The following is a 22205-nucleotide window of genomic DNA, read 5'->3' on the forward strand; positions in this document are numbered from 1 at the left end:
GAAGGTTATGCCTCGCTACGGCGGACATGCCGCTTCCCGCGGCACAGAAGTTGGACGCGGGTGAAGTCTTCGACCGTCACGACAAGCGGATGAGCCGGTGTTCGTGACCGTACGACCGTGCTGGGATCGGCGCGCCGGAACCGGATGACGTGTCCCGCTGCGCCGTCCTCCGGGTCGACCAGCAGCTCGCAACTTGTCCAGCGGCCGAAGAACGCGTACCCGCTGTAGCGCGGGTTCTCCAGGATCGACCGCACCGTGCTGCCTTGCCACCCGTCGGCGCGCCGGTGCGGGTTCTGCCGCGGCCGGCACGCCGACGGACAAAGCACGCCATCGCGGTTCAGCCCTGCGGCGATGGTCCGGTCGCCGCTGCCGGCCAGGTACTCGGCGAAAATCCTGCGCACGATCGGCGCGGCGGCCGGGTCGATCCGCAGCACCCGCAGCCGTCCCCCTTCCGCAGCCTTCCGCGGGTTCGGATGCGGCCCGCCGTCGGCCACGACATACCCGCACGGCGCCCGGCCGCCCTCGTGCCGTCCTTCGTTGACGACCTGAGCGTCCATCGCCGCACGCACTCGTGCCTGCACGTGACGGCGCTCGGACTCGCTCATCCCGCCCAGCACGCTCATCAGCACCGCGTGCGACGGATTCTTCGGGTCGTAACGCCCGCCGAGCTCAGGCACCCACGCGTCGACAGCATACGCGGCCAGCCGAGGCGCGACCAACGAGAACTGATTGCCGAACCAGCAGCGCGTGCCTTCCCCCACCACAACGCCGCGCCACCCCCGGCCTGGATTTTTCAACAGGCCGAGCAGCCGTGCGGCCTCGGCGCGGCGGTGCCACGGCACCGACCGGGACTGGTCCACGTCGAAGAACTCGACCACCACCCGACCGCCTAGCGGTTCGACGAATCTGCGAGCCACGCCGAGCTGCCAGGCTCGTGACGTCCGCGGGTCCTGGTTTTCCTCGGTCGAGCAGCGACCGTAGAACGCCACTGGGCCAGCCGTGTCCCGCTCCACCGTCGACTCAGCCGTTCCCCACAGCTCGTCCATGACGCGCCAGGAGTCCTGATCCGTACCAACCATGACACCCTCCGAACAACCGATCCTCGCTGCACCTCATCCGGCTGCTCAACACAAGTGTCCGTCATGAACAGACAGCAGAACGGTCCCAATTCAGCGAAATCCGTTGCGAAGAAGGCCTCGTTTGCACCAAATCGCAACCATTGACAGGCTGCCCAGGCTAATAATTTCCGTAGCGCGCTGATCTCAGCGCCGCGAGAGAACGGCCGCACGGCGGAGCGGCAATTGCGTCGGCAGAGCAGGTTAACGAGCAACAGTTCGCGGCGCTCCAGCGCATCAGCGCGGCCGACGACCTGAGCATGCCGGACGGGACCGCCGAACAGCGGGAGCGCTGGCCGACCGCGGCCTGCCGGAGGTCAGCCAGCGTGGTAGTGGGAGGCGAGATCACCGAGCCCGGCCGCTTCTGCCTGGGACATGGGCACCAAATCCCCAGGGACCCGCGCACGCCGACCCATCTATGCCCGGACAGTCGTCGGCGGGGAGAGTGTCCCGGCGATCGAATTCGGCAAATGCGTGTTACCGGGAGTAATGAGCTGTCGAACGATGCCGCGAGACGGGACGCCTCGCGGCCTGCCGGAGCCACGCTCTGGACAAGGCCTCCGAACCGCGAGACGATCGTACGCACGTGTGCACCGATGCGCATTCATGCCAATTTTGCTGGAGCAGAACTGGAGCAGGGCCACGGTCCCAACGACGCCGAACAGCGTCGAACCGCGCTCAGGTGCGGTCAGCTGCGGCGTTCGTCCTGCGGGTTCTCGATAACCGCGGGTCAGGGACGTGTCCGGCCCATTCTGGCAGCGAGGGGGTCAGCCGCACCGTTCCCGCAGGTCAGGAACATCCGTCTAACGCGATCCCTGCGGCACAGAGCAGCGCCCACAACAAGCGCGACCCACTGGACAACTTGCCGGACGTGCTGGCCCCTAACTGCTTCTGATGGTTTTCGAAGAGTGCAGTTCAGCATCTCATTCCTCATCTCTCTTCACCATTCCCATCAGCACAGGGAAAGAAGGTTTCGAGGGCAATTTCACTAAATTCTCGCATATATATTTCGATCATCGCACTCAAAGACACAAGTCGGCACCCGATCGCGGTTCACCGCACGACGATTGACGTCCGACCGCAGAATCTCCGAACGACGCACGGTCCGCAGCTTCAGCACGCCTCCGGCAATGACTCTTTCAGCGCTGCGACGTTTCGTCCCGCAGCCCGCATTGATCGACTCGACCGCAACGACCTCAACGGCCGACCGCCTGAATCGCGCAGAGTTTAAGTCGAAGCCACGGCACGCGGCAGCAGACCTGCGTGCTCACACCTGGTCCCGGAACTCGATCGTCAACCCGACGCTGCCACAGCCCTGGATGCACGCCTCAAGCGCCGAATCGACATATCGAGCGGGATCAACCGCGCCAAGATCGACAGCGGCCAACCGCAGCGCCGACCCACGGCTTCGAACTGCGACCCTGCAACCGCAGCGGACCACCAGCGACCCCGACAGCCGACCGCTTGGACGACTGTCAAAATCGACACTAAATCGCCCCTACTTGCGGGTAGCAAAAAAGCCCAGGTCACTGACCTGGGCTTTGCTCCCCCGCTTGGACTCGAACCAAGAACCCTCCGGTTAACAGCCGAATGCTCTGCCAGTTGAGCTACAGGGGATCGTGCTTCGCCGGTCCGGATCTCTCCGGGCTGACAGGAAGAACTTTAGCCCATGCCGTTCCGCCCTCGCACAGGGGGGGTGGGTTTCCGGCGGCTCCGCACGGAAGCCGGTTGTGTTGGACAATGGACAGTCGGAAGTCCTGCGGAGAGAGGTGTGGCCGTCGATGAAGAAGTTCCTGCTGGGCGTGGGCCTGGGGTACGTGCTGGGCACCAGGGCCGGCCGGGGACGGTACGAGCAGATCGTGCGCACCTACCGCAGGCTGGCCGACCATCCGATGGTCCAGGGGGCCGCCGGGGTGGCGCGGGCGAAGCTCGGCGAGAAGTTCGGGCGCGGGAACCGCTGAGAGAAACCCCAGCTCAGGACGGTTTTCGCCAGGTAAGCGAGTACCGGCGGAGCACGTGTCGGCGGTACCGCACCCCGGGCAGCAGCCGTTGCGCGGCCGTGCGTACTTCGCGGTAGCTCATCCGCGGCTGCCTCTCCGGCATGCCGTCCGGGCCGTGGGCGCGGCGGACCGTCTTCACCACGCGCACGAGCGGGGCGGCCGCGAGCGTCGCTGCTCGGTCCGTGACGTTCGCGTCGCGGGCCAGGCCGACCACGACCAGCGCGCCTCCTGGGTTCAGCAGGTCCCGCATCCGGGTGAGGGCGGCTTCGAAGTCCAGGTGGTGGATGGTCGCCACCGAGCAGATGAAGTCGTAGGCGCCGAGGTCGGCGGCGAGGAAGTCTCCCTCGACGAACCTGTCACCCGACAGCGAACGGGCCTGAGCGACCATCTCCGGGGACTTGTCGATCCCGGTGACCGAAGGCACCACGGAAGCCAGTTTCCGCACCAGCAGGCCGTCTCCGCAGCCGACGTCCAGCGCGGTCGAGCATCCGCCGGGCACCGCACGAAGGATGCCCGGGTGGCGGGCGACGTTCGTGTTCCAGTACGACATCAGCCGGGGATCGTGGCGACGAAGAAGATCCGCCGGAATTCGAACCAGGTGGTGCCGTCCGGGCGCGGCGGGTAGGCCTCGTCCAGCAGCGGGGCGAGGTCGTCTTGGAAGGCGGCCCAGTCCTCGTCGCCCAGTGCGGCGCGGATCGGGCGGAGGGCGGTTCCGGTGATCCACTCCAGCACCGCGCGCGAGCCCGAAAGTCGTTGCACGTACGTGGTTTCCCAGGCGTCGACCAGGCAACCGGCGTCCGCGAGGAGGTTCGCGTAGTCGCGCGGCTCGCCGACGGCGTCTTCGGCTCGCAAAGACACCGACGAGAGGCGCGACGACCACTCCGGAGAGGCCGCCAGCTGACGGCTCAGGGCGTGCGAAGGGGCCGAGAAGTTGCCGGGGACCTGCACCGCCAGCACGGCGCCGGCGGGAAGTTCCGCGGCCCAGCGGCGCAGCAGGTCCTCGTGCCCGGGCACCCACTGCAGGACGGCGTTCGAGACGACCACGTCGGTGTCCGGTTTCGGCGTCCACGTCCGGACGTCGCCGACCTCGGCGGCCACCCCGCGCTCCCGGGCCGCGGCGACCATCTCCGGCGAGCTGTCCATCGCCTCCAGGACCGCGTCCGGCCAGCGGAGCGCCAGGTCCAGGGTCAGGGTGCCGGGGCCGCAGCCCAGGTCGACCACCCGACGAGGGGAAGCCGCCGAGATTCGCCCGATCAGGTCATAGAACGGCCGGCCCCGCAGGTCGGAATAGTCGAGGTACTTCGCCGGATCCCACACGAGCAGCCTCCCGCCAGTAACAGTACATCCGTACTGAGTACGAGCGTACTGCTACTCCGCGCGCTTGGCCAGCTTCTCCGCGACCTCCGCCGCGACCGCCTCGACCAGCTCCGGGTCGGTGCCCGGATCGGGACGGACCTGCAGCTCCACCCCGTCGCGACCGGGGACCTTGCGCTGGACGAACCACGCGCCGCCCTCGGGGAACTCGTGCCGGTGCCGTCCCCGGACCGAACCGTCGACGCGCAGGCGCACCTGCTGCGGCACCTTCCCCGGCCGCGGCAGCCGGAAGCGCACGGGCTCGCGGTCGGCCAGCACCGCGACCGCGCCGGCCCGCCCGGTCTCCTCCGATTCGGTCAGCGTGAACACGCCGTCGCCCCAGGTCGCCTTGCCCACCAGGTGCCAGCCGACGCGTCGCGCGCCGTCGCCGGTCGGGATCCACAGGCCCAGCGACGTCACCACGAGATGCCCGCCGCCCTCGACCTCGGCCGCGGCGACCGGGTCCTCGCCCTCGTCCAGCTTGCCGGGGAAACCCGGGGGCAGGCCGCCGCCGAAGAACCGGTTCAGCAGTCCCACGTCACTCCCACCCGCTCGCCGCCTGCTCGCGCAGCGACTTCCGGTACTGCTCCAGCGCGACCAGGTCGCCGAACAGGGCCCGGTAGTCGTCCGGGGCCTCGACCGGCGACAGCCGCTGCAGCTTCGATTTGATCTCGCCGATCTGCCTGCCGACGAGGTTCTCCTGCACGCCCGCGAGGACGCCGGAGATGTAGCGCGAGTCCACTTCTCCCAAGGCGCGCAACGGTTCCACCGCCAGTTCGCTGAGCACGCGGCGGACCGTCCCTTCCGGACAGTGCGCCGACGCGGCGTCCAGCAGCGCGGGCCCGGTGAGCCCGGAAGCCGCCCCGCCCGCCTTCAGCACGGCCAGGTGCACCGCGACGTACACCGGGTGCGTGAACGCTTCTTCCGGCAGCGAGTCGTACTCCGGACCGGCGATCGCGGGCTGCTGCAGCGCGGCCTTGAGCGCTTCGCGCTGCCCGACGAACCGCGGGTCGTTCGGCGCGGGACGCGGCAGATCCTGCTTCTCCGGCTCGGGCGCGGGGGCCTCCTGCCGGGCCGCGGACCGCCTCGGCTGCACTTCGACCGGCCCCCGCCGTGCCGCCGCGCCGGCCGCGCCTCGCACCCGGTTGACCACCTGCGCGACGTCCTGCCAGCCGACCCACCAGGCGAGCTTCGACGCGTATCCGTCCCGGCTCGCCCGGTCCTTGATCGCGGCGACCATCGGCACGGTCTTCTGCAGCGCGGCGACCTGGCCGTCGACCGAATCCAGGTCGAACTGCTTCAGCATGCTCTTGATCACGAACTCGAACAGCGGCGTGCGCCGGGCCACCAGGTCGCGCACCGCGGCGTCGCCCTTCGCGATGCGCAGCTCGCACGGGTCCATCCCGTCCGGCGCGACCGCGATGTAGGTCTGCCCGGCGAAGGTCTGGTCGCCCTCGAACGCCTTGAGCGCCGCCTTCTGCCCCGCCTCGTCGCCGTCGAAGGTGAAGATCACTTCGCCGCGGAAGGCGTCGTCGTCCATCATCAGCCGGCGCAGGACCTTCATGTGGTCCTCGCCGAACGCGGTGCCCGACGACGCGACCGCCGTCGGCACGCCCGCCGCGTGCATCGCCATCACGTCGGTGTAGCCCTCGACCACCACGACCTGGTGCCGTTTCGCGATCTCCCGCTTGGCCTGGTCGAGGCCGAACATGACGTGCGACTTCTTGTAGATCGGCGTTTCGGAGGTGTTGAGGTACTTCGCCGAGATCCGGTCGTCGTCGAACAGCCGCCGCGCGCCGAAGCCGACCACGTCGTTGCCGACGTCGCGGATCGGCCACACCAGCCGCCGGTGGAACCGGTCGATCGGACCGCGCTGGCCCTCCTTCGACAGGCCGGACGCGATCAGCTCCTTCACCTCGAACCCGCGGTTGAGCAGGTGCTTGGTGAGCTTGTCCCAGCCGCCGGGCGCGAACCCGCAGCCGAACTGCTTGGCCGCGGCGGCGTCGAACCCGCGCTCGGTGAGGAAGTCCCGCGCCGCGCGCGCCTCGTCGGTGCCCAGCTGCTCGACGTAGAACTCGGCCGCCGCGCGGTGCGCCTCGATCAGCCGGGACCGCGTGCCCCGGTCGCGCTGCACCGACGCGCCGCCGCCCTCGTAGGTCAGCCGGATCCCGACCCGGTCGGCGAGCCGCTCGACCGCCTCGACGAACGACACGAGGTCGATCTTCTGAATGAACTTGATGACGTCGCCGCCCTCGCCACAGCCGAAGCAGTGGAAGGTCCCGTGAGTGGGGCGCACGTTGAACGACGGGGTCTTCTCGTCGTGGAACGGGCACAGGCCCTTCAGGCTGCCCCCGCCGGCGCGGCGCAGCGCGACGTACTCCCCCACGACCTCGTCGATCCGGTTGCGCTCACGCACCTCCGCGATATCGCTCTCCCGAATCCGTCCTGCCACGCGACCACAATAGTTCTCCCTCCCGCCGCGCCGTGCGGCACACTCGGGACATGAGCACCACGACCGCGCTGGAGGACCTCGCCGCCGAGTTCGACGCCCACCGGCCGCACCTGATCGCCGCGGCCTACCGGCTCACCGGCACCCGCGCGGACGCCGAGGACGCGGCGCAGGAGGCCTGGCTGCGGCTGTCCGGGCTCGACGACGCGGGCCGCGCCGGGATCCGCGACCTGCGCGGCTGGCTGACCGCCGTGGTCGGCCGGATCTGCCTCGACCGGCTGCGGTCGGCGGCGGTGCGGCGCGAGAAGTACGTGGGCGAATGGCTGCCCGAGCCGATCGTGACGCCGCTCGGCGCGCCAGCCAGCGAGGATCCGCTCGAGGCCGCGGTGCGCGACGACGGCCTGCGCATGGCCGCGATGGTGGTGCTCGACCGGCTGACCCCCGAGCAGCGCGTGGCGTTCGTGCTGCACGACGCGTTCGCGGTGCCCTTCGCCGAAATCGCCGACGCACTGGGCTGCAGCCCGGCGGCCGCGCGCCAGCACGCCTCCCGCGGCCGCCGCGCGGTCGAGGACGCCGACCCGCCCGCCCGGCTCGAACTGGCGCAGCAGCAGCCGGTGCTGGAGAAGTTCGTCGTCGCGCTGCTGGCGGGAGACATCCGCGCGGTCACCGAACTGCTGCACCCGGACGTGGTCATGATCGGCGATTCCGACGGCCGCTCGCGCACGAGCCGCCGGATGATCGTCGGGCCGGACAAGGTCGCCCGCTTCGTGCTCGGGGTGCTGGCGAAATACGCGCCGGGCACGATGGAGAACGGGCGGCCGGTGCTCGTCAACGGCGACCTCGGCCTGTGGCTGCCGGGGCTGCCCGCGGTCGACGGCTACCTGGCCCTGGACGAGCGCGTCCAGACGTTCAGCGTGCGCGACGGCCGCATCGTCGGCGTGTACGACCAGGTCAACCCGGAGAAGCTCACCGGAATCAGGCGGCCGGAGCAGTAGTCCGTGAAGGGCTCCTTGAAGGAATCAGATTCCCTCAAGGAGCCCTTCACGGACCTTTCCGGAGTCAGGGGATCGGGACCCGGCAGGCGTCGCCGGACGTGAAGCCCTGGTCCACGATCCCGAGCGCGCTGTTCATCCGCGCCCGCGAGTTCTCCAGGCCGATCTGGTAGGTCAGCTCGACCACGCCCTTCTCGCCGAATTCGGCGACCAGCTCAGCGATCTGCTCGTCGGTGACCGTGACGGTCGGCCCGGACATCGCGTCCGCGAGCGCCAGCGCCAGCCGCTCCTGGCGGGTGAACAGCGGCGACGTCGCGTACTCGTCGATGTGCTTGAGCCGGTCGATGTCGAGGCCGTCGTGCCGCTGCAGCATGGTGCCGAAATCGACGCACCACGAGCAGCCGATCTTCGTGGCGACGCGGTAGACCGCGAGTTCCCGCACGTTGGCGGGCAGGTGCTTCGACGCCTTCTCCGCCATCAGCTCGTGCGCGATGCTGGTCCGCAGCAGCCCGCGGTGGTGCGCCACGACGGCCATCGGCTCCGGCACCGCGCCGTACCGCTTGCCGGCGATCCGGTAGAAGAGCTTCAGCACCGGGCCGCCGTCCGCGGCTCGTTTGACCGGGATACGAGGCATGTCGGGTCCTCCTTCTGAGTGGTTCGCAGGAGGAACGGGACAGCCGCGCGAGATGTGACAGCGTCAGCGGCGCGCGGTGATCGGGCGCACATCCCAGATCCACACGCCGTCCACGTACTGCCCGGGTTTGCGCAGCAGAAGGTCGACGGTCGCGCGATAGGCGTCGCTGTGCTCGCGCGGGATCAGCACGAGGACGCTGGCGTTCCAGTAGCGCAGGTCCTCGATCGCCTGGTCCCGGTCGGCGTCGGTGATCTCCTGTGCCTGCTTGGAGTCGCGGACCCGGTCGAACAGCATCGAGGTCGGCCGCTGGTAGGAGCCGTAGCGGCCGCGTTTGTCGTCCGGGCCCTGCGGTCCGACGAAGTAGCCCTCGGGCATCGCGTACCGCAGGCCGGCGTCCATCTGCCAGTGCAGCGGCTCCGACTCCCCCGAACTCGGCAGCGGCACCGGCACGACGGTTCCGCCGGGCGCGACGTAGGTCTGCCAGGTGCCGTCGGCGAAGAACGCGGGCGTCGGCGGACGTTTCTGCACGAGCAGCTGCGTCGGCGCGATCGGCAGCAGCACGGCCGCGACCGCGCCGAGCCAGATCAGCCGCACCGGCAGCTTCAGGTCGCCCTTTTCCGCCGCGGAAAACACGCGGTCGGTCGCGATCGCCAGCAGCGCGCCGATCGCGGGCACGCACGCCATGGCCAGCCGCGATTCCAGCAGCGATTCGAACAACGGCAGGTCCGCCAGGAGTTTCCACGGACCGGGCACGCCGGTGTTCTCGTGCAGCACGGTGATTTCGGAGCCGAGCGAAAGCCACGCCATCAGGAACATCGAGATCGCCAGCGAACGGGCCACGACCTCGCGCCACAGCCACACCGTGACCACGACCATCAACACGATCAGCGGCCAGCCGAAGAACGCGTTCTCCTCGGTGCGGTTCAGCGACACCGCGGCCGCCGCCTCCGGCTGCCCGGACACCGACTGGGTCGCGAACCGGGTCATCGCGGCGGTGTCGTTGCCGACCTGGCCGTGCTCGAGCCCGGTGTAGCTGTCCGGGCCGAAGAACTGCCACCATAACGGGAACGCGACGACCACCAGCGTCAGCGCCACCGCGATGCCGCCGCCCAGCAGCACCGGCCGCACCATCGCCTTGACCTCGCGCCGCCGCGAAACGCAGTAGGCGACCGCGAAAATCAGGAAGCCGAGAGCGAAGATCAGCAGCGGCTCTTCGCCGAGGAAAATCTGGTACGCGGTGAGCACGCCGAGCCAGATCCCGTTGCGCACCGGCCGCTGCCCCTGCGCCAGCTGGATCACCTTGAGCGCGATGAACGGCAGCAGGAACCACGCGACGAAGTTCGGATGCGCGTTGGCGTGCGAGATCATCGGCGGCGCGAATCCGGCGAACGCGCCGCCGATCGCCGCGGACACGCGGTGCCGCACGAGGTGCCGCGAGAACACCCAGTACCAGGCCGCCGCGCTGCCGGCGAGACTGCCGGTGAGCACGATCGCCCAGGTGACGGTGGGGCCGAAGGCGAGCGTGATCGGGGTGAGCGGGACGCCGACGCCCAGCATGGCCGTGTTGGCCATCATGTTCACGCCGAGCGGGTAGTTCTGCAGGCCGCTGGTGAGCGGGTTTTCCAGGTGCTGCACCGATTTCGCGGTGACCGCGAAGAACCATTCCCACAGGTTCTGGTCCGACGCGCTGTTCCACAGGTAGCCCTGTCCGAGGTCGGCCCACAGGCCGCCGAACAGGAGGACCGAGAACGCCAGGTACGCGCCGATGATCCCGGCGTCGGCCCAGGACCGGCGCATCCGCGGTTCGGCGGCGGCGCTCGCGGCCGCGGCGGGTTCGCGAGGCGGTGCTTCGGGTTTCGCCTGGGGACTGCCTTCGCGGTTCGTTTCGGGGTTCGCTTCGGGCCGGAACACGCTCACGCGGGGCGCACCACCCGGGCGAAGAAGTACACCGCGCCGGTCTCGGCGTGGCGAACGAGCAGCAGGAACGGCCGGTCGACCCGGACTTCGAGCGGTTCGCCGGAGATGAGCGACATCGTGCGCATCTGGATCGCGGTGGCGGCCGCGCCTTCGAGACCTTGTTCGTCCAGGCGGAGCACGGCCTGGTGCAGGATGCTGTCCACCCACAGCGGACGGTCCGGCGTGAGCCCGGTGAGATCCGCGTCGTCGGTGAACAGCTCGCGCACGCCGAGGCCCTGCAACGCCCGTTCGAGGTCGGCGCGCACGTCGAGGGAGATTTTGGGCAGCGCCAGCCTGATTTTGTGCTGCTTCGGGCTTTCCACGAGCGCGCGCAACGACTGCGCGTCGAGCGCGGCTTCGGCGCTTTCGAGGTCGCCGTCCGGCAGCAGGATCACCGTCTCGACGCCGCCCTCGGCCGCCAGCCGGACGACCTGCCAGCCGTTTTCGTGCGCGTAGCCGACGGATTCGTCCAGGTGCATCGTCGGCACCGGACGCACGCCGTCGGGGGTGTGGAAGTCGGCATCCGCGGTGGCGTGTTCGGGGAACGGACGCCGCCAGGCAGTTTTCAGGTAGAGCGCGTTGACCAGGCTGGCGCGCGTATGCGGGTGGATCGCGCCCTCGGGCAGCAACTCCGGGATCAGGCCGTGAGTGGTCTGGTCCACGTCGTCGTTGATCCGCCGGCGCGCGCCCTCGGGATCGGTCTCGAACGGCACGGTCTCGGCTTTGCCGCCGGGCCAGCGCACGAGTGCGGCCTGGAAGTTGTCCTCGACGGTGATCCCGTCCGCGGCCCAGAGCGTGTTCGCGACGGCCAGCTGGGCACCGTCGCCCAGCTCAGCGGCGGCGTGGAGCAGCCCGCTCTGATCGCGCCCGAGCACGGCGGCCAGCTCTTCCGCGGTGCGCCCGCGGGCGGCCTGTTCGGCCAGGCCGAGCGCGCTCGCCGCCGAGTAGGGCGAGAAGCACGCGTCGCTTCCCGGGGGCGCGGTCGCACCGTGCAACGCCAGGGTGAAGGTGAGGTGGCTGTCCAGGGCCATGCGGCGACCGTACCGGAACGGGTGGTCCCCCGGCTCCCGGTTCGCCAGGCGGCGTCGTTCCGTGCTGTTCCGTGCTGTCCGGGGTGCCAAATTTCGCACCTCGCCGGCCGCCGGACAGCACAACTCCACGCCGTACCCCGCGGCTCACGGTTCGTCAGGCGACGCCGTTGCGCGCCGTCCGGGGTCTCACAGCTCCGGACCTCGCCGGTCACCAGACGCCACCGCTCCACACCACCCATCGCGCCAGATTCCACGCCAAGCAGCACCGCCACGCTTCACGCCGTGGCTGACAGGTTCGCCAGGCGAACGCTGTTGCGCGACGTCCGACCTCCCACGGTTCCGGTCCTCACCGACCGCCGGACAGCTCCTCCCCACACCTCCCGGAGCGTCAGCATCGCGCCGTTCAGCAGACGGCACCGGCTCCGCGGCTCACGGTTCGCCAGGCGGAGCCGTTCCGTGGCGGCCGGTGTGCCAGCGGTGCCATTCGTACGCCTGCGCGTCGGTGAGGGACGCCACCTGGTCCACCACCACGCGCAGCCGCGCCGCGTCGTCGGCTGCGGCATTCCACGCGGGTACCAGCAGCGGGTCCAGTGCTTCGGGCGCTCGCCGGCAGAGGGCCGCCACCAGCTCGGTGATCACCTCTCGCTGCCCGTCCTGCATTGCCAGCCGGCGGCGGTCGCTCATCACGTACCGCAGCGCCAGTGCCTTGAGCAGCGCCACCTCCGCCCCGACCTGTTCCGGCACCGCCAGCCGGGCGGCGTAGCGGGTGAGCGGGCCCTCTCCGTAGCCCGCTCGGGTGCCGGTGACCGCGGCCGACGCGAACCGACCGACCAGTTCGCTCGTGAGCCGCTTCAGCGCGACCTGGGCCCGCAGCGAACCGTCCGGTTCCGCGTGTACCAGTTCGGCTACCACCGGCAGGTCGAGCAGCTCCTTCGCCGCACCCTCCAAAGTGGACACCGACAGCGTGGAGAAGTGCCGCGCCGCCGCTTCGGCGACTGCCGCGCGTTCCTCCGGATCGGCCAGCAGCCGCAACCGGATCCGCCCGGCCAGCACGCCGTCCTCGACGTCGTGGACCGAATACGCGACGTCGTCCGACCAGTCCATGATCTGCGCTTCCAGGCACCGGCGCAGGCCGGGCGCGCCCTCGCGGATCCAGCCGAACACGGGCAGGTCGTCCGGGTACACGCCGTATTTCGGCTCCCCGGACCGGCGCGGCCACGGATACTTCGTGGTGGCGTCGAGACACGCCCGGGTGAGGTTGAGCCCGGCCGTCGCGCCGTCGGGGCCGACCGCCTTGGGCTCGAGCCTCGTGAGGATGCGCAACGTCTGCGCGTTGCCCTCGAAGCCGCCGCACGCCTGGGCCGCCTGGTCGAGCGCGCGTTCGCCGTTGTGGCCGAACGGCGGGTGGCCGATGTCGTGCGCCAGGCCCGCGGTGTCGACCAGGTCCGGGTCCGCGCCCAGCTCCTCGGCGATGCCGCGGCCGATCTGCGCGACCTCCAGCGAATGCGTGAGCCGGGTCCGCGGCGCGCCGCTGACCTCCGCGCCCTCGCCCGGGCCGACCACCTGCGTTTTGCCCGCCAGCCGGCGCAGCGCGGCGGAATGCAGCACGCGCGCGCGGTCGCGGGCGAACGCGCTGCGCCCGTCGGGCCGCGCACCGGCCAGCGCCGCGCCCTTGGGTTCCTCGGCCAGCACGCGGGCGCGGTCGTGCTCGCGGTAGCCGTCACTCACCCCGCCAGCTTAGGCCGACCCCCGCACGGCAGGTGACCGTTGCCACGAAAGCCATTCGGCCGTGGCTGTGGTCGGATCAGCAACGATCGGCACAGTGGCGCGGGGACCGGCGATTCAGCCCATCGTCGTGCCGAACAGGTCGTCCGCGGGCGACTTGGTCAGCTCGTAGAACAGCAGCGCGCCGGTTTCCCGGAAGATATAGCGGACCTGCGTGGACCGCTCCTGCACGATCGGCCCGCTGTGCGTCGGCGCGGCCCAGGCTTCCAGCCCGAGGTCCTCGGACATCGTGCGCGACCGGTAGGAATGCCACGGGTCGCTGACCAGCACCACCGAACGCCAGCCGCGCGCCTTCACCTGATCGGCGACCGCGCGCAGACTGCGCAGGGTGTCGTTGCCCTCGCCGACCGGCAGCGTCGCGGACGCCGGCACGCCGTGCTTGGTCAGCCAGCGCGCCCCGGCGGTCGCCTCGGTGAAGTTGTCGCGGCTTTTCTTGCCGCCCGCCGTGATGACGGTCTTGGCGACCCCTTCGGTGTACAGCTGCCGCGCCTTCTCCAGCCGCGCGGTGAAAATCTCCGAGGGCTTGCCGTTGTACTGAGCGGCGCCCAGCACGACGATCGCGTCGGCCGGCGTCCGGTCGTTCTCGCGCGCGACCTGCCACACGCGGAACGCGGTGCCCCCGATGACCGCGACGAGGGCCAGCACCACACCGAAAACGATGCGGCGCACCCAGTTTCCCGCGGTCGGACCTGTCCACGCCTCCATGGCGGCCATCCTCCCAGAGCCGCGGTCCGGGTCTCGAAAGGCACCCCGACGCCGCCGGAAATTCCAGCCGCGAAACCCCTCAAAGCCAGCCGCGTTCCTCCGACAACCGCACCGCCTCCGCCCGCGTGCGCGCACCCGTCTTCCCGATCGCCGACGACAGATGGTTGCGCACCGTTCCGTCGGACAGGAACAGGGACTTCGCGATGTCCGCGACCGTGCTGCCGTCCTTGGCCGCGCTGAGCACGTCGCGTTCCCGGGCGGTCAGCGGGCTCGTCCCGGTGGCGAGCGACTCCGCGGCCAGCGCCGGGTCCACCACCCGCAGTCCACTGTGGACCCGGCGCACCGCCTCGACGAGCTGTTCCGGCGGCGCGTCCTTCACCACGAACCCGGCCGCGCCCGCGGCCATCGCCCGGGCCAGGTAGCCGGGGCGGCCGAAGGTCGTGCAGATGATCACCCGGCACGCCGGGAGCGCGGTTTTCAGCTCGGCCGCCGCGGTGAGGCCGTCCATGCCGGGCATCTGCACGTCGAGCAGCGCGACGTCCGGCGCCGTTTCCTTCGCCGCGGCCACGACCTCGTCGCCGGAGCCGACCTGGGCCACCACCTCGATGTCGGCCTCCAGACCCAGCACGGTGGCCAGCGCGCCGCGCACCATCGCCTGGTCGTCGGCCAGCAGCACCCGGATCACGCCAGTCCTCCCGCGGGTTCGGCCCGCACCGCGACGGCGGATCCGTCCGGGCTCGGCTCCGGGACCTCCGCCCGGACGACCCATCCTCCCCCGGACCGCGCCCGCGTCGTCACCGTGCCCCCGATCGCGGCCAGCCGCTCGGACAGTCCGCGCAGGCCGTTGCCCGGCACGACGTCCCCCGTCGCGCAGCCGTTGTCCTCGATCTCCAGCCAGTCATGGCCCAGCCGCACCTTGACCGCCTTCGCCCCGGAATGCCGCAGCACGTTGGTGATCGCCTCGCGCAGCACGTAGCCGAACGTGCTGTGCAGCTCCGCGCGCACATTGTCCACCGCGTGCGGCAGCTCGGCCTCGATCTCCGCGGCGCGCAACGCTGCCCGCGCCCCCGCGATCTCCGCCGGCAGCGACACTTCCCGGTACTCCGTCACCGTCGCCCGCACATCCGACAGCGCCGAACGGCTCAGCCCTTCGACCTCCCGGATCTCCTGCACCGCCCGGTCGATGTCGCCGGAGCTTTCCAGCACCCGCCGCGCCAGCCCGGATTTCACCGTGATCGTGGTGAGGCTGTGCCCGAGCAGATCGTGCAGGTCCCGGGCCACCCGCTCGCGTTCGCTGGCGACCGCCAGCGTCGCGATCTCCGTGTTCGCCAGCTCCAGCCGCCGGATCGCCCGGATCAGGTTGGACATGAAGAACATCGCCAGCGTGACCGAGCCGACCGTCGTCAGGTCGCTGAACCGATCCGCCAGGTCTCCTCGCAGATACAGCACCAGCACCAGCAGGCCCAGCGCCGATCCGTCGAAGATGACCGCCCAGGCCGCCGGGAACAGGAAGGCCAGCGTCGCGGTCGCGTAGAGCAGGACGTACGGGCTGGCATCGGTGAGCAGCGCGCTCAGCAGGCCCAGCACCAGCATGACCCCGCCGAACCAGAGTTTCAGCCGCCGCGGCTTGCCGAAGAGCGCCGGGAACACCGCGTAGCAGGCGGCGTAGGCGTAGATCGTGACGCCGAGCAGAATCCGCGCCCACAGCGGTCCGGGGTCCCCGACCAGTCCCCGGGTCGCCGGGATCAGGAAGGGCAGCAGGAACGCCGCCGAGAAGATCGCCCAGCCCGGTTTGTTCGGCCCGCGCCGCGCTTCCGGCAGCGGATCGTCCCACCACGCTGCCTTGTCGTTGAGCGCGTACCGGCGCGGAGCCGGCTTGCCGGTCGTCGCCTCTCGGCCGAGTGGCCACACGTTCCTGTCCCCTCCCCGCCCGGTCAAACCCGGGCGCTGTCCTTACGGTATCGCCCGACCACGACAATCCCGAGCGCGAGCGTCCAGGCGGCCAGCACGCCGATCGCCGCCGGCAGGCTCACCAGCAGCTGGTTCGCCACGACCGGCCGGACCAGTCCGAGGACCCAGTAGGTCGGCATGACCTGCGCGACGTCGTGCATCCAGGACGGCATGCCCTCCAGCGGGATCCAGAGCCCGCCGAGGAAACCCATGCCGAGGGTGACGATCATGCTGATCGGCTGCATCGACTCCGGCGTGCCGAACTGACCCAGCAGCAGTCCGAGCAGCACCAGCGGAATGGTGCCGAGGAAAATGCCGAGGAAGACCCGCAGCCAGCCCGCCGGGTCAAGGTGCACGCCCTGGGAGAACGCGGCGACGACCGGCACCAGGATCAGCGCGGGCAGCCCGGCGAGCATCCCGGAAAGCGCTTTGCCGCCGAGGTAGCCCGCGCCGGACAGCGGGGTCAGCCGGAGCTGCCGTTGCCAGCCGCCCGCCCGCTCGATCGCGAGCCGGGCGCCGTTCGTGACGGCCGCGGCGAAGGCGCCGAACGTCATCATGTTGACCATGAGCACGCCCGCGACCGCGACGTGGTCGGGCGCGGATTTGTCGGTGAACACCGTGGCCTGCAAGAGAAACATGAGGACCGGGAAGGCGACGACGAAGATCAGGAACCGCGGCGAGCGGAACAGCCTGCGGGTTTCGACGACCAGGTAGGCGGGGTTCATCGGACTGCTTCTTCCGTTTCGTCGGAGGTCAGGGAAAGGAACGCGCCTTCGAGGCCGACCGCGCCGATTTCGATGTCGTGCACGGCCGGGACGGCGGCGAGGAGCGCGCGCAAGGTGGTGTCGGAGTCCGAACTGGACAGTGCGACGCGTTCGCCGCGCAGTTCGAAGGACGTGACGGCGGGCAGGTTCGAAACCAGCTGGTCGCTGACCCCGGCCGGGAGCACCGCGCGGATCGTCCGGCCGCCGGCGAGGGCGCGGACCTCCGCGACGGACCCGTCGGCGACGATCTCCCCGGCGCGCATCAGCACGACCCGGTCGGCGAATTCCTCGGCCTCTTCGAGGTAATGGGTCGCGAACAGCACGGTGCGGCCGGTGTCGGTGAACGAGTACATCGACTTCCAGAACTCGCGCCTGCTGCCGACGTCCATCGCCGCGGTCGGCTCGTCGAGCACGAGCAGATCGGGGTTCGACACCAGCGCGACCGCGAACCGCACGCGCTGCTTCTGGCCGCCGGACAGCTTGTTGGCCCGCCGGTCGGCGATGTCCTCGACCCCGGCGGCACGCAGCGCGTCCCGCACCGGCATCGGACGGCGGTGCAGTTTCGCGACGAGACCGACGGTTTCGCGCACGGTCAGGTCGTCGAGCAGCGTGCCGCCCTGCAGCATCGCGCCGATCATCCCCGCGCGCACCGCGTCGGCGGGCGTCCGGCCGAACACCGAAACGGCGCCCTCGTCGGGAGCGGTGAGCCCCAGAATCATGTCGACGGTGGTCGATTTGCCCGCCCCGTTGGGCCCGAGCAGCGCGACCACTTCCCCCGGCGCGATGGTCAGGTCGACGTGGCGGACCGCGCGCACGTCGCCGTAGCGCTTCGCGATCCCGCCCAGGCGGATCGCCGCCCCCGCCGCGATTTCCTGTGTGTTGTCCATGGCTTGAAGCCTGCCGGGCCGGGGCCGCCGGGACGCAGGCCGAGCGTCATGACCCGGCCGTGACAGGTGTCAGGGGTGCGAGGGGCGAAACGCCGGACGGCCCTCCCCCGCGGTGCGGGAAAGGGCCGTCCGGAACGGAGTGCGCGACGCTCAGCAGCCGATCAGCCGACCGGCCAGGTACGACTCGACCTGGTCGATCGAAATCCGCTCCTGCTTCATGCTGTCCCGCTCGCGGATGGTCACCGCGTCGTCCTCGAGCGTGTCGAAGTCGACCGTGACGCAGTACGGCGTGCCGATCTCGTCCTGGCGGCGGTAGCGGCGGCCGATCGCCTGGGCGTCGTCGAAGTCGACGTTCCAGTGCTTGCGCAGCCGCGCGGCCAGGTCGCGCGCCTTCGGCGACAGGTCGGCGTTGCGCGACAGCGGCAGCACCGCCGCCTTGAACGGCGCGAGCCGCGGGTCGAGGTGCAGCACGGTGCGCTTGTCGGTGCCGCCCTTGGCGTTCGGCACCTCTTCCTCGTCGTACGCGTCGATCAGGAACGCCATCATCGACCGGCCCACGCCCGCGGCGGGCTCGATCACGAACGGCCGGTAGCGCTGGCCCGAGGCCTGGTCGAAGAACGACAGGTCCACGCCCGAGTGGTTCGAGTGCGTGGTCAGGTCGAAGTCGGTGCGGTTGGCGATGCCTTCCAGCTCGCCCCACTCCTGCCCGGCGTTGAACTCGAACCGGTACTCGATGTCGACCGTGCGCTTCGCGTAGTGCGAGAGCTTTTCCTTCGGGTGCTCGAAGTGGCGCAGGTTCTCCGGCTTGATGCCGAGGTCCTTGTACCAGTCGGTGCGCGCGTCGATCCAGTACTGGTGCCACTGCTCGTCGTCGCCCGGCTCGACGAAGAACTCCATCTCCATCTGCTCGAACTCGCGCGTGCGGAAGATGAAGTTGCCCGGCGTGATCTCGTTGCGGAAGGACTTGCCGATCTGGCCGATGCCGAACGGCGGCTTCTTGCGGGAGGCCTTCTGCACGTTGAGGAAGTTCACGAAGATGCCCTGCGCGGTCTCCGGGCGGAGGTAGGCAAGGCCTTCCTCGGTCTCGACCGGGCCGAGGTGCGTCTTCAGCATCATGTTGAAGTCGCGCGGCTCGGTGTACTTGCCGCGGGTGCCGCAGTTCGGGCACGGCACCTCGGACAGGTCGTCCTCGGTGGTCGTCTTGCCGGTGCGCGCCTCGAAGTCCTCGGCGAGCTGGTCGGCGCGGAACCGCTTGTGGCACGAAAGGCACTCGATCAGCGGGTCGGTGAACACGTTCACGTGGCCCGAGGCGACCCAGACCTGGCGCGGCAGGATGACCGACGAGTCGATGCCGACCACGTCCTCGCGGCTCTGCACGACGGTCTTCCACCACTGGCGCTTGATGTTGTCCTTCAGCTCAACGCCGAGCGGCCCGTAGTCCCACGCCGACCTGGTGCCGCCGTAGATGTCTCCCGACGGGAAGACGAAGCCACGGTGCTTGCACAGACTGACGACGGTTTCGATTTTGTTGGCGGGCACTCCACGCTCCGGACGCATGCGGGGTCAGTTATCGGAAGGTCCAGCGTATCCGGCCGGTCCCCGGGGCCTCCGCGCAGGTCGGAGGTCACGAACGGGTGACCGGAGAGGCCGTGACGACCCGGTTGTCGTCGTAGCCCTCCTGTCCGCCCACGTAGTCGCCGCCGCACGTGACGAGCACGAGCCGGTGCGGGCCCTCGGGGTCGAAGAGCTTCGCGGATTCGGCGGCCAGGTCCGATTTGTGGATCGTGCGCACCTCGTCGATCTTGTACTCCCACTGCTTGCCCGCGGTGTCGGTGACCGTGACGACCTCGCCGGCCTTCATCTTCCAGAGCTCCTGGAACGGCCCGGACTTGCCCGCCCAGTTGACGTGCCCGGACAGCAGCGTGACGCCTTGCGCGGCCCCGAGGCCGGAGCCCCACCAGGCCGCTTCGGCGAGGCTCTTCGGGATCGGCAGCGCGCCGTCCGCGCCGACCTCCTCGGGGATCAGCTTCGCCTGCCCGCCGCCGGGCAGCTTGACCGTGCCGGGAGTCTGTCCGGGGTCCGGCTGGGTGTTTCCGGCCTGGCTGCCGCTGGGCTGGGCGGCGCCGACCTGCGCGGTGCCGGTCTGCTGCGGCGGCTGTGCCGAGTCGTCCTTGCCGGCGAAGAAAATCAGCACCGCGGCGACGACTGCTGCCACTGCTGCGACGGCAGCTACGACGATCAGTGCGCCGCGTTTGCGTGCTGGTTGGGCCTGTGTCCCCTGCATCGTGCTCCCCTGGTCTGAAGGTTTCTCCGGGGAGACATGCGGTGGGGAGCCGACGGGGTTGCACGGATTTCGGCGGGTTTTTGGGACCACCGCGCGCGGTGTGGGTCCTGCTTCGGGTCCGGGCGGTTCAGTCCGGCCGGGAGACGAGGTCGGCCGTGACGATGCGGTTCTCGTCGTAGCCCTCGGTGCCGCCGACGTAGTCGCCGCCGCAGGTGACCAGGACCAGGCGGTGCGGGCCGGTCTGGGCGAACCAGCCGGGGGCCTGCGCGGGCAGCTGTTCCTTCGGGATCGTGGTCGCGCCGGTGACGCGGTAGAGCCAGCGGCCGCCGGAAGCGTCGACGATGCTGACGTTGTCGCCGGTGCGGACCCGCCACAGGTCGTCGAAGGGACCCTTCGTGCCGGCCCAGTTGACGTGGCCGGACAGCACCGCCGCGCCCTGCGGGGCGCCGAGGCGGGCGCCCCACCACGCGGCGTCGCTGAGGCCGCGCGGGATCGGCAGGATGCCGGTCTGGGTGATCTCGGTGCGTTTCAGCCGGGCCTCGGAGCCGTCCGGCAGGCGGATGCTGCCGGGGCGTTGCAGGCCGATCGCCTGGCCGTCCGAGGGGAGTTCGGCGGGCGCGCCGTCCTCGCCCGGCAGCGAACCGGGCGGCGGGTCGGCGACGGCGACCGGGGCCGGGGCGGGCACCCAGGTCAGGACGATCACGCCGGCCGCGATCGCGAGGACGGCGATCACCGCCGACGCGACCGTCAGCACGGTGCGCGGCACGGCTTATTCGCCGCGGGAACGGACGACCCGCGCCGCACGGCGCCGGCCGAGCACGATCGCGACGGCCCCGAACAGCAGACCGCCGCCGAGCAGGCCGAAGCCGAGCGGCAGGCGCAGGTCGTCGGACGACGCGGCGGCCGGGGCGCCGAGGTAGCCGGCCGGGACCTCGGTGGGCACCGACGGCTGCTGCACGGCGCCCCCGCTGCCCGAGCCGTTGCCCGCCGCGGCGACGAAGTTCTTCGGGATCGAGCAGCTGACGCCGCCGAGCACGATGGTGGTCTGCACGTCGCTCAGCTTGGTGTTCTTGGCGTCGCGCGCGTGCGTGGTGATCTCGACGCGCCAGCCCGCCTGCGCGGTGACGTCGCCGGAACGCCAGCCGTCCTGCTTGATCAGCTGGTCGAAGGCGGAAACGCGGGACAGGACGAGGTCCGAGGTGGTCTTGCCGGGGTCGCTCTGCGGCACGCTCGTGGGCGAGCCCATCTTGAGGCCGGTGACGCTGAGCGTCCCGGTGGCGGGCATCGGGACCTGCTTCAGCGCGTCGCCCTCGCCGCGCACCCAGACGCGGGCGGCGGTGGTGGCGCCAGCGGCCTTGCTGGGGCCGGAGCAGTCGACCGAGCTGCGCGCGCCTTCGAGGACCAGCATCGTGTTGTCGACCGCTTTGGGCTTGTTGCGGCTCAGGTCGCGCAGCGCGTAGTTGGTCTCCGCGACGGCGGTGGGCACGTGAGTGGTCTGCAGCGCGGCGACGACCTGGTGGTCGCGGCTCGCGATGCCCGGCGGGTACGGGCTGGCCGAGCTGTCCGCGTACTTGCCGAGGTCGATCTCGTAGTTCGGGCCGAAGGTGTTGCGCTCGCCCTGGTCCTTCGGCACGGCCACGCGGTCCGTGCCGAGCTGCGACTGGCCCGGGGTGAGCGGGGACCGCTGGGTTTCGGTGATCAGCGCGCCGCCGTGCTGCGGGTCGCCGCCGAGCCGCACGGACGCCGCGTTCGCGAACGACACGGGACCCGTCTTCTCGTCGACGGCCTGCCCGGCCTGCGTCTGCGCCGCGGCGGCCGGGGCCAGCGCCGGCAGTGCCACCAGGGCCGCCACCGCGGCCTTAGTCACGAAACGAGTCATGTCTCCCCACTGCCTTCCGGCGACCCCGAGCGGTCCGCCACTGTACGAGACGCGACGATCGACCCCGCGACAACCTTGCACCGTCCGCCACGACTTGCGAAGCCGACAAGCCAAATCTTCACGAACTCACCCGATCGGGTCAATCCGGATCGCCGGTCTCCCCCGCCCCCGGCGATCACCGCGCCCGGGGAAGGGAACACTACGATGGCGGCGAAGGTTATCGGCAATGACATCCGGCTTCGGAAACGCCACCCCCTGCTGGCCTTGGGGGCGGGGCCGGTGGGCGGGACGCGAGTGGAGGCAGCGATGAGGTCGGCACCTTCGAGCGCCCTGTCCGACGGTCTCGGGGCCGGGTCTGCGGGGCCGGTCTCGGGGTTGGCCTTGGCCTCTGCCTCGGCGGGGCACGCTGGTCCGGCGGAGG

General features: G+C 70.5%; 20 protein-coding genes and 1 tRNA gene. 2 read left to right on the plus strand and 19 right to left on the minus strand.

What is annotated here, in order from left to right; all coding sequences use genetic code 11:
• Positions 1-5: 5 nt before the first annotated feature.
• Complete coding sequence (locus SSMG_RS25980; protein WP_009080916.1) at positions 6-1079, minus strand: recombinase family protein; 1074 nt, start codon at positions 1077-1079, stop codon at positions 6-8.
• A gap of 1580 nt (positions 1080-2659) precedes the next feature.
• Positions 2660-2732 (minus strand) — tRNA-Asn (locus SSMG_RS25985).
• A 164-nt stretch (positions 2733-2896) separates the two neighbouring features.
• On the opposite strand from SSMG_RS25985, the gene SSMG_RS25990 reads away from it, so the two are divergent.
• Positions 2897-3076, plus strand: a complete 180-nt coding sequence (locus SSMG_RS25990; RefSeq protein WP_037717996.1) for a hypothetical protein — start codon at positions 2897-2899, stop codon at positions 3074-3076.
• Positions 3077-3089: 13 nt separating this feature from the next.
• Here SSMG_RS25990 and SSMG_RS25995 read toward each other — a convergent pair whose 3' ends face one another.
• Genes SSMG_RS25995 through dnaG form a run of 4 tightly spaced genes read right to left on the minus strand, consistent with a single transcriptional unit; the run spans position 3090 to position 6920 of the window.
• Positions 3090-3665, minus strand: a complete 576-nt coding sequence (locus SSMG_RS25995) for a trans-aconitate 2-methyltransferase (protein WP_037714895.1) — start codon at positions 3663-3665, stop codon at positions 3090-3092.
• Entirely contained in the window at positions 3665-4432 is a 768-nt protein-coding gene (locus SSMG_RS26000; RefSeq protein ID WP_037714898.1) for a trans-aconitate 2-methyltransferase, read from the minus strand. Before SSMG_RS26000 ends, SSMG_RS25995 begins: the two co-directional genes overlap by 1 nt.
• Before the next feature lie 51 nt (positions 4433-4483).
• Complete coding sequence (locus tag SSMG_RS26005; protein WP_009080921.1) at positions 4484-5005, minus strand: hypothetical protein; 522 nt, start codon at positions 5003-5005, stop codon at positions 4484-4486.
• A 1-nt stretch (position 5006) separates the two neighbouring features.
• Positions 5007-6920 carry a DNA primase gene (gene dnaG, locus SSMG_RS26010; RefSeq protein ID WP_009080922.1) on the minus strand — a complete coding sequence of 638 codons (1914 nt, stop codon included), beginning with the start codon at positions 6918-6920 and terminating at the stop codon, positions 5007-5009.
• 50 nt (positions 6921-6970) lie between these two features.
• Between dnaG and sigJ the strand changes: the two genes are divergently transcribed.
• A complete protein-coding gene (gene sigJ, locus SSMG_RS26015; RefSeq protein ID WP_037714899.1) occupies positions 6971-7912 on the plus strand; it encodes an RNA polymerase sigma factor SigJ in 942 nt (313 codons plus the stop codon).
• Between the two features lie 64 nt (positions 7913-7976).
• On the opposite strand, the gene SSMG_RS26020 is transcribed toward sigJ, so the two are convergent.
• The 13 genes from SSMG_RS26020 to SSMG_RS26080 form a co-directional block, all read right to left on the minus strand.
• On the minus strand, positions 7977-8543 hold the full coding sequence (locus SSMG_RS26020; protein WP_009080924.1) for a carboxymuconolactone decarboxylase family protein: 567 nt from the start codon (positions 8541-8543) through the stop codon (positions 7977-7979).
• Positions 8544-8606: 63 nt separating this feature from the next.
• Positions 8607-10460 (minus strand): glycosyl transferase, encoded by a 1854-nt coding sequence (locus SSMG_RS26025; RefSeq protein WP_009080925.1) that lies wholly within the window; start codon positions 10458-10460, stop codon positions 8607-8609.
• Positions 10457-11530 (minus strand): serpin family protein, encoded by a 1074-nt coding sequence (locus SSMG_RS26030; protein ID WP_009080926.1) that lies wholly within the window; start codon positions 11528-11530, stop codon positions 10457-10459. Before SSMG_RS26030 ends, SSMG_RS26025 begins: the two co-directional genes overlap by 4 nt.
• Positions 11531-11959: 429 nt before the next feature.
• The gene (locus SSMG_RS26035) at positions 11960-13258 is read right to left on the minus strand and encodes a deoxyguanosinetriphosphate triphosphohydrolase (protein ID WP_009080929.1); all 1299 of its coding nucleotides are present in this window, start codon (positions 13256-13258) and stop codon (positions 11960-11962) included.
• 114 nt (positions 13259-13372) lie between these two features.
• Positions 13373-14020, minus strand: a complete 648-nt coding sequence (locus SSMG_RS26040) for a YdcF family protein (RefSeq protein WP_086024911.1) — start codon at positions 14018-14020, stop codon at positions 13373-13375.
• Positions 14021-14099: 79 nt separating this feature from the next.
• A complete protein-coding gene (locus SSMG_RS26045; protein WP_009080931.1) occupies positions 14100-14705 on the minus strand; it encodes a response regulator transcription factor in 606 nt (201 codons plus the stop codon).
• Positions 14702-15931 carry a sensor histidine kinase gene (locus SSMG_RS26050; RefSeq protein ID WP_037714900.1) on the minus strand — a complete coding sequence of 410 codons (1230 nt, stop codon included), beginning with the start codon at positions 15929-15931 and terminating at the stop codon, positions 14702-14704. Before SSMG_RS26050 ends, SSMG_RS26045 begins: the two co-directional genes overlap by 4 nt.
• A gap of 23 nt (positions 15932-15954) precedes the next feature.
• Positions 15955-16695 (minus strand): ABC transporter permease, encoded by a 741-nt coding sequence (locus tag SSMG_RS26055; protein ID WP_009080933.1) that lies wholly within the window; start codon positions 16693-16695, stop codon positions 15955-15957.
• Positions 16692-17621, minus strand: a complete 930-nt coding sequence (locus SSMG_RS26060; RefSeq protein ID WP_009080934.1) for an ABC transporter ATP-binding protein — start codon at positions 17619-17621, stop codon at positions 16692-16694. The genes SSMG_RS26055 and SSMG_RS26060 overlap by 4 nt, the downstream gene beginning before the upstream one ends.
• Positions 17622-17771: 150 nt before the next feature.
• The gene (locus SSMG_RS26065) at positions 17772-19160 is read right to left on the minus strand and encodes a glycine--tRNA ligase (RefSeq protein ID WP_037714902.1); all 1389 of its coding nucleotides are present in this window, start codon (positions 19158-19160) and stop codon (positions 17772-17774) included.
• 85 nt (positions 19161-19245) lie between these two features.
• Positions 19246-19836, minus strand: coding sequence for a class F sortase (locus SSMG_RS26070; protein WP_199785989.1), 591 nt, complete (start codon positions 19834-19836; stop codon positions 19246-19248).
• Positions 19837-20032: 196 nt separating this feature from the next.
• Complete coding sequence (locus SSMG_RS26075; protein ID WP_009080937.1) at positions 20033-20671, minus strand: class F sortase; 639 nt, start codon at positions 20669-20671, stop codon at positions 20033-20035.
• A gap of 3 nt (positions 20672-20674) precedes the next feature.
• Entirely contained in the window at positions 20675-21784 is a 1110-nt protein-coding gene (locus SSMG_RS26080) for a hypothetical protein (RefSeq protein WP_037714904.1), read from the minus strand.
• Positions 21785-22205 lie beyond the last annotated feature (421 nt).

The sequence above is a fragment of the Streptomyces sp. AA4 genome (genome assembly GCF_000158875.1).
Lineage (GTDB): Bacteria > Actinomycetota > Actinomycetes > Mycobacteriales > Pseudonocardiaceae > Amycolatopsis.

Bases quoted from the DNA above. Each gene is read 5' to 3' on its own strand.
- SSMG_RS26080 (WP_037714904.1), bottom strand. From the start codon at position 21,784: ATGACTCGTTTCGTGACTAAGGCCGCGGTGGCGGCCCTGGTGGCACTG.
- sigJ (WP_037714899.1), top strand. From the start codon at position 6,971: ATGAGCACCACGACCGCGCTGGAGGACCTCGCCGCCGAGTTCGACGCC.
- SSMG_RS25995 (WP_037714895.1), bottom strand. From the start codon at position 3,665: ATGTCGTACTGGAACACGAACGTCGCCCGCCACCCGGGCATCCTTCGT.
- SSMG_RS26060 (WP_009080934.1), bottom strand. From the start codon at position 17,621: ATGGACAACACACAGGAAATCGCGGCGGGGGCGGCGATCCGCCTGGGC.
- SSMG_RS26055 (WP_009080933.1), bottom strand. From the start codon at position 16,695: ATGAACCCCGCCTACCTGGTCGTCGAAACCCGCAGGCTGTTCCGCTCG.
- SSMG_RS26040 (WP_086024911.1), bottom strand. From the start codon at position 14,020: ATGGAGGCGTGGACAGGTCCGACCGCGGGAAACTGGGTGCGCCGCATC.
- SSMG_RS26030 (WP_009080926.1), bottom strand. From the start codon at position 11,530: ATGGCCCTGGACAGCCACCTCACCTTCACCCTGGCGTTGCACGGTGCG.
- SSMG_RS25980 (WP_009080916.1), bottom strand. From the start codon at position 1,079: ATGGTTGGTACGGATCAGGACTCCTGGCGCGTCATGGACGAGCTGTGG.
- SSMG_RS25990 (WP_037717996.1), top strand. From the start codon at position 2,897: ATGAAGAAGTTCCTGCTGGGCGTGGGCCTGGGGTACGTGCTGGGCACC.
- SSMG_RS26020 (WP_009080924.1), bottom strand. From the start codon at position 8,543: ATGCCTCGTATCCCGGTCAAACGAGCCGCGGACGGCGGCCCGGTGCTG.